General features: G+C 32.8%; 11 protein-coding genes and 1 pseudogene. All 12 read left to right on the forward strand.

Going from position 1 to position 6,244, the window contains the following annotated elements:
- Nucleotides 1-145 precede the first annotated feature (145 nt).
- Nucleotides 146-547, forward strand: a complete 402-nt coding sequence (locus tag AC1RYN_RS05010; RefSeq protein WP_481806069.1) for a hypothetical protein — start codon at nucleotides 146-148, stop codon at nucleotides 545-547.
- The gene (locus tag AC1RYN_RS05015; protein WP_149207276.1) at nucleotides 531-1,151 is read left to right on the forward strand and encodes a lactate utilization protein; all 621 of its coding nucleotides are present in this window, start codon (nucleotides 531-533) and stop codon (nucleotides 1,149-1,151) included. Before AC1RYN_RS05010 ends, AC1RYN_RS05015 begins: the two co-directional genes overlap by 17 nt.
- A 2-nt stretch (nucleotides 1,152-1,153) precedes the next feature.
- Nucleotides 1,154-1,480: a DM13 domain-containing protein gene (locus AC1RYN_RS05020; protein WP_149207275.1), complete on the forward strand. Its 327-nt coding sequence runs from the start codon at nucleotides 1,154-1,156 to the stop codon at nucleotides 1,478-1,480.
- Nucleotides 1,481-1,517: 37 nt separating this feature from the next.
- Nucleotides 1,518-1,811: a GNAT family N-acetyltransferase gene (locus AC1RYN_RS05025; RefSeq protein WP_149207274.1), complete on the forward strand. Its 294-nt coding sequence runs from the start codon at nucleotides 1,518-1,520 to the stop codon at nucleotides 1,809-1,811.
- A gap of 4 nt (nucleotides 1,812-1,815) precedes the next feature.
- Nucleotides 1,816-3,273 (forward strand): aldo/keto reductase, encoded by a 1,458-nt coding sequence (locus AC1RYN_RS05030; protein WP_481806070.1) that lies wholly within the window; start codon nucleotides 1,816-1,818, stop codon nucleotides 3,271-3,273.
- Nucleotides 3,270-3,470 (forward strand): hypothetical protein, encoded by a 201-nt coding sequence (locus AC1RYN_RS05035; RefSeq protein WP_481806071.1) that lies wholly within the window; start codon nucleotides 3,270-3,272, stop codon nucleotides 3,468-3,470. The genes AC1RYN_RS05030 and AC1RYN_RS05035 overlap by 4 nt, the downstream gene beginning before the upstream one ends.
- Before the next feature lie 111 nt (nucleotides 3,471-3,581).
- Nucleotides 3,582-3,674, forward strand: a pseudogene (locus AC1RYN_RS05040) (hypothetical protein); the annotation flags it as partial.
- A gap of 372 nt (nucleotides 3,675-4,046) precedes the next feature.
- The gene (locus tag AC1RYN_RS05045) at nucleotides 4,047-4,256 is read left to right on the forward strand and encodes a hypothetical protein (RefSeq protein ID WP_481806072.1); all 210 of its coding nucleotides are present in this window, start codon (nucleotides 4,047-4,049) and stop codon (nucleotides 4,254-4,256) included.
- Between the two features lie 174 nt (nucleotides 4,257-4,430).
- Nucleotides 4,431-4,904, forward strand: a complete 474-nt coding sequence (locus AC1RYN_RS05050; RefSeq protein WP_481806076.1) for an FAD-dependent oxidoreductase — start codon at nucleotides 4,431-4,433, stop codon at nucleotides 4,902-4,904.
- Nucleotides 4,905-5,206: 302 nt separating this feature from the next.
- The gene (locus AC1RYN_RS05055; protein WP_481806073.1) at nucleotides 5,207-5,416 is read left to right on the forward strand and encodes a hypothetical protein; all 210 of its coding nucleotides are present in this window, start codon (nucleotides 5,207-5,209) and stop codon (nucleotides 5,414-5,416) included.
- Nucleotides 5,417-5,806: 390 nt separating this feature from the next.
- Complete coding sequence (locus tag AC1RYN_RS05060; RefSeq protein ID WP_481806074.1) at nucleotides 5,807-5,947, forward strand: hypothetical protein; 141 nt, start codon at nucleotides 5,807-5,809, stop codon at nucleotides 5,945-5,947.
- A gap of 24 nt (nucleotides 5,948-5,971) precedes the next feature.
- The coding region (locus tag AC1RYN_RS05065) for a hypothetical protein (protein ID WP_481806075.1) at nucleotides 5,972-6,244 on the forward strand (273 nt) is incomplete at its 3' end.

A 6,244-nucleotide genomic window follows, 5' to 3' on the forward strand; every position in this document is an offset into this window, starting at 1 on the left:
TAATGCATTGTGAAGGTTATACATGCTCCTGTCGTTAGGGAGGCAGCACCTATACAAGAAATTGCTTATATTGTAATTAACATGAACCTTTGGACAAGACTAAAATTAGCTCAAGGACAAATCCCAAATTATAAATAAATTACTCATGGAATGGTATTTACCTATAACGATTATGCCTGGAATTGGGATGCTTATCTTTTCAACCACCAACCAAATGCTTAGTATTAGCTCTGAAGTTGGAACATTACTTAGCGTTGAGTGCACCGAATTTCAGCATCATATTGCAAGTCTCAAAATAAAACAGATAAAAAGATTAACCTACGCAGGGACGCTATTGTATAGTTCTGCTGGATTTTATGTGCTTTCTGGTATTTTTGGCGTTTTTGCAACAATCAATACTAATATGCCTGAAATATTATTGATTTTAGGAACCCTCCAGTTGTTCCTTGCATTAATACTATTAGTAATATTTTCCTTTAACACTATTAAAATAAGACAATTACAATTTAAGAATAATCATTTACAAACCCATGAACGAAAAATTTAACCAACTTGCCAGCCAAGAAAGGATAACCGCAGTGATAAGTTCTTTCTCCGAAAGAAACATTAAAGGAGTTTTTGTAGAAACCAAAGAAGACGCTTTGAAAGAAATTTTTGCAATAATTCCAGAAGGTGCAGAAATTGCTACTGGCTCTTCAGAAACATTGAGAGAAATAGGTCTATTAACTGTTTTAAAAGAAAAAAGTCACCCTTGGAAGAATGTGAAAGACAACCTTTTTACTGAAGTAGATCATTTAAAACGAGAAGAATTACGAAGAGAAAGCATTCTGGCAGATTATAATTTACAAAGCTGCCATGCCGTTACTGAAAATGGACAGCTTTTAATTGCTTCTGGAATGGGAAACCAAATTGCTGCAATTGCGTATGCTAGCAAACATATCATTTTTGTTGTAGGCGTTCAAAAAATTGTTAAAAATTTAGATGAAGCTTTTGAAAGAATTCACAACTACGTAGTGCCTCTAGAAAACGAAAGAATGAAAAAAACAGGGTTCAAAAAAGGAACTACACTAGGGAAACTATTAATCTTTGAAAAAGAAATTAGAGATCGAGATGTTCACGTAATTTTAGTAAATGAAAAACTTGGATTTTAAAAATGAAACTCATAGCTACAGCAAAAATTGACGGTCCAGAAGCTAAAGGCAATATTGAATTGTATGAGTTGGACGGGGTAAAAAAAGTTGTTTTTACAGACGGGTTTTGGGTGGCTCCTGGTGCTCCAGATGTAACCTTGGCTCTTACGGAAGATCAAAATGGGAAAGTTTTAACAACAAATATTGATATAGGGAGATATTATTACAAGAAGCCCAATGATAATATTGTAATTACACCAAAAATAGATATAGAAACACATCATACCTTTTTGGTCTATTGCAAAAAATTCACGGCTCATTTTGGGCATGGGAGATTTGTAATTCGCTAAATAAAAATTGGACTTGGTTCCTAATTAAAATTTAAAAATGGAGTATAATTTTATAAAAAATGATGAGCAAAAAAGGTTTGAGCTAAACACAGAAAACCAAACGGCTTTTACTGATTTTTATTTTATGGCAGGAAAACTATGCTTAACCCATACATTGGTTCCTGAACAATTAGGTGGGCGCGGCGTTGGAAAGAAGCTTGTGGAAAATATTCTAGAATTTGCAAGAGAAAATGATATGGAAATTTTCCCTTTTTGCCCATTTGTTTCATCGTATATTAAAAAAAACGAACAGTGTATGCCTATCGTAGCAAAAGGATTTAAATGGAGATAAAACTATGAGTATAATAAAAATTGGGTTTGGAGGAAGTTGCCACTGGTGCACAGAGGCCATTTTTCAGTCATTAATTGGGGTCAAAGAAGTTAAGCAAGGCTGGATTAGCTCTGTAGATGAGAATGAGAGTTTTTCTGAAGCGGTAATCGTTTCATTCAACCCAGATGAGATTTCATTGACTGTACTTATAGAAATTCATTTGCATACGCATAGTTGTACGGCCAATCACAGCATGAGAGAAAAATACAGATCAGCTATTTATTATTTTAATGATGAAGAAAAAAATTCTGCCATTGATATAATCAAACAACTACAACCCGACTTTAATAACCAAATTATTACACAGGTCTTGCCTTTTTCTAATTTTAAATTAAATATAGAGGAACAATTAAATTATTATCACTCAAATCCTGAAAAGCCCTTTTGCCAAAATACAATTAACCCCAAGCTAAGTTATTTAATAAAGAATTTTTCGAAGGTAATCGACAAAAAAAAATTATCTCATCTAGATGTATCTGACATCGGCTTGGGGACAGCAGCCATTGGCAGGCCTGTTTACATAAATGTAAATGAAAACTCCGAAAAAAAAGAGTACAATACCGTAGCCGAATACAAACAAAACGGGGTGAACTTTATAAAAAATGCACATAAGTTAGGGATAACACATTTTGACACTTCACCTGGTTATGGCATTGCAGAAGATATGCTCATCGACTTTTTAAAAGAAAACAATACGTCAGGTATAACGGTTTCTACAAAATGGGGCTATACTTATGTTGCTAATTTTGAAAAAGAGGCAATTCAGCATGAAATAAAAGACCATAGTTATGAGAAATTAATAACGCAATGGGAGAAATCAAAGCAACTTCTGCCAAATTTAAATCTGTACCAAATTCACTCTGTTACTCTTGAAAGTGATGTTTTAGATAACTTTAAAATAATTGAAGAACTTTATAAAATTAAAAAAGAAAACAATATTGATATTGGACTATCAACAAGCGGCCCATTTCAAAAAGAAGTCGTCGTAAAGGCCAGTCAAGTTAAAGAAAACGGGGTGCCTTTGTTTACATCATTTCAATTTACATTCAACATCCTAGACCAAAGCATGAAAGAAGCAGAGGATTTACTAATGGATAAAAAGATAATCATAAAAGAGGCACTGGCTAATGGGCGATTACTTTCTAAAGAATTTCAACAGTATGATGCTATAAGAAAAAAGCTAGATGAACTAGCAAATAAATACAAAACTACACAAGATGCTATCGCAATTCGATTTTGTATGGATAGCTATCCTGGAAGCATTACCCTAAGTGGCGCAAATTCGGAAGAACATCTCACTTCTAATTTAATAGCGAAGAAATTTAAATTAACAATGAATGAACTAGAATCTTTCAAAGAATTTGCTTTAGATTCAAAAATTTATTGGGACGAAAAGAAAACAGTTAAAATGGAATTAAAATGATAAAATCAATATTTTATATGCTGCCTTTACTGTTGGTTACTTTTTGTAATCAAGCACCAAAACCAACTGTAGAAACCGAAACCGCTAATCTTAAAATTACAAATGAAATGACTTCAAATAAATTAGTAGTTGCAGAATTATTTACTTCACAAGGATGTAGTAGTTGTCCCCCTGAAGCAGAAGAATTCGTTAGGTAGTTTTTCAAAACAAAACCCCAACCTTGTTCTACTTTCTTTTCATGTAGATTATTGGGATTATCTCAGATGGTAAGATGTTTTTGGGAATGCAGATTATAGCAGAGGCAAAAACAGTACGGAACTATATTTAATATAAGTAGTATATACACTCCACAACTCATCATTAATGGAAAATCAGAATCTCGGGGGTCCAAATCAAGGTAAATTGAACACTGAAGTATTCCAATAAAGCCATCGAAATATCCAATGAGAATGAAATAAAAATTTTAAATTTAAAAAAATCAGAAGAAACAGTCTCATGTAGTTATTCTATAAATAATTTGAAGTAAGCAAACAAAATATCTCAACGTTGCTTTAGTGTCTAATGAAGAAACAACCAAGGTGGCAAGAGGAGAAAATAGAGGCGAAACGCTCAAAAGTTATAATGTGGTTAAGTATTTTAAAGTAATGACACCAAAAACTCTCAGGAGAAATTATATATTGAAACAAGTATCGTAAAAATATCGAAACAATAATTATATAAAACCGAAAATTGTAGAAATTTTCCGGATTGTACTTTAAAAACACTTTAATAACATGAAAACATTTGATTATATTATTATAGGTTCAGGACAAGCAGGAACCCCTTTAGCTTTTTCTCTATCAAAAAAAGGAACAGTTGCACTTATTGAAAAAAGCAAAATAGGTGGAACCTGTTTGAATTTAACTGTGCGATCCCGACTAAGACGTACATTGCCAGCGCAAGAAGAGCTTGGGATGCAAACTCATGGTGAAAGTTCGGATTGAAATCCCAAGCGGTACAATTACAAACTTATCAAAAATAAATTCTAGAAAGGACAACCTTATAAATACGTCGAGATCTAGGATTGAGAAAGCTATAAGCGAAAACCCCAACATTAGCTTGTACCTAGGAGAGCAAAATTTAGTAGTAATCATGAAATAGAAATTAATGGTGAGATAATCACTTCTAAGAATATTTTCATCAATGTTGGAGGGCGTGCTTTAGTACCTTCGGAGTATTTAAACGTTCCTCATTATACAAACATAGAATTACTTGAAGAAAAGCGCCTCCCTGAACATTTAATAATTGTAGGAGGAAGCTATATTGGATTGGAGTTCGGGCAAATGTTTAGAAGATTTGGCAGTAAAGTAACAATAATAGAACGGGGGCCGAAACTAATAGGGAGAGAAGACAAAGAAATAAGCCAAGCTGTAGAAGAAATTTTAAAATCTGATGGGCTTGATATCATCTATAATGCCGATGCAATAAGTGCCCAAAAAAACCAAGACGATACCATAACTGTGACAGCAAAATCAGATGGAACATCAATAACTGGAACTCATTTATTATTAGCGATTGGTCGATTGCCCAAACAGATGGTTTTAGGACTTCAAAACACAAGCATAGAATATAAAAGAGGGATATTAATGTAGATGATTATTGTCAAACCAATGTAGAAGGCATTTTCGCTCTTGGTGGTATTTGTAATGGGAAAGGCGCGTTTACTCATACATCTTACAATGATTATCAAATTGTGGAAGACTATTTATTTGGAGGCAAAAACAGAAAAATAAGTAATAGGATCACTACTTATGGATTGTTTATCGACCCCCCGCTTGGTAGAGTTGGCTTAACAAAACACGCAAGCGATATCTAAAGGTTATACTATTTTAGTAGCGCATAGACCTATGACGAAAGTGGGTAGGGCCAAAGAAAAGGGGAAACATTTGGCTTTATGGAGGCCATAATTGATGCCGAAACCAATTTGTTCTTAGGTGCTTGTGTACTTGGTGTAGGGGGCGACGAACTTATTAATGGCTTTACCAATCTCATGTACGCTAAACAGCCTTATACTGTTTTTAGAGATGGTGTGCACATTCATCCCACAGTGAGTGAATTAATCCCAACAATGTTAGAAATATTAAAGCCAGTGGAGAAAGAATAACAAAAATATTTTAAATGGCCCAATCAATTTTATCACTATATTATTAAAGTTATAAAAGCTTAATTTTTAATAAAATATAATTGTCATATAATTTAATCCTAAAATAGTACCTCCCCGTTAAAAGATTTTTTTTTTAAACTGTGAATTGACAATTAGCACGAAGAGAATGTTACTATAATAATTAAAACTCATAAAGAGTAAGTATTTTCATGTTTACGTTAAGAAAAATAGTTGTTTTTTGCTACATCCTTCTTATTGTAAGTTCTCCTATTTAAACTTGTTAGAACCCAGACAAATCAAGAATCTCAATGCGGGACCGAATTTTGCACTGCAACAGCGGCAAAAGAAATTAACGCATTAATTAATCAAAAAACAGAATCAAAAAACACGATGATATTTAAAATTCAAGTTGTTTATGGCTCGGTGGAGATTAAAGATTTATCAGAAAACAAAATAGATGATGAAATAAAAAAATTAAACCAACTTTTTGCTGTTTCGAAGATAAAATTCATTTTAATAAAAGACGATTGATTAAAAAAACAAATCTTTCAATAGATGAATTTTATTTCAATACAACGGAAAAAGAGAAAGTACATAGCAAAACTTGAAAAGAATTATATAAATTTAATTTTTGTAAAAAAAGGGGATGATTATTCTGGGTTTACCGCTATTCCCAAAACTTCATTTTTACGGTATTTGGCATTAGAGAACTCATTTAATAATATTTTTATTTCTGCAAATCTTGAATATCCTTTAGGAACCATTGCACATGAATTTGGGCATTTTTTTGGTGCTGCCTCCCTAACAACAGGAGCATGTATTAACCTT

This window comes from Flavobacterium sp. TC780, from assembly GCF_056783245.1.

Coding starts and splice junctions, on each gene's coding strand:
- AC1RYN_RS05010 (WP_481806069.1), top strand. CDS start 146: ATGGAATGGTATTTACCTATAACGATTATGCCTGGAATTGGGATGCTT.
- AC1RYN_RS05015 (WP_149207276.1), top strand. CDS start 531: ATGAACGAAAAATTTAACCAACTTGCCAGCCAAGAAAGGATAACCGCA.
- AC1RYN_RS05020 (WP_149207275.1), top strand. CDS start 1,154: ATGAAACTCATAGCTACAGCAAAAATTGACGGTCCAGAAGCTAAAGGC.
- AC1RYN_RS05025 (WP_149207274.1), top strand. CDS start 1,518: ATGGAGTATAATTTTATAAAAAATGATGAGCAAAAAAGGTTTGAGCTA.
- AC1RYN_RS05030 (WP_481806070.1), top strand. CDS start 1,816: ATGAGTATAATAAAAATTGGGTTTGGAGGAAGTTGCCACTGGTGCACA.
- AC1RYN_RS05035 (WP_481806071.1), top strand. CDS start 3,270: ATGATAAAATCAATATTTTATATGCTGCCTTTACTGTTGGTTACTTTT.
- AC1RYN_RS05045 (WP_481806072.1), top strand. CDS start 4,047: ATGAAAACATTTGATTATATTATTATAGGTTCAGGACAAGCAGGAACC.
- AC1RYN_RS05055 (WP_481806073.1), top strand. CDS start 5,207: ATGGAGGCCATAATTGATGCCGAAACCAATTTGTTCTTAGGTGCTTGT.
- AC1RYN_RS05060 (WP_481806074.1), top strand. CDS start 5,807: ATGATATTTAAAATTCAAGTTGTTTATGGCTCGGTGGAGATTAAAGAT.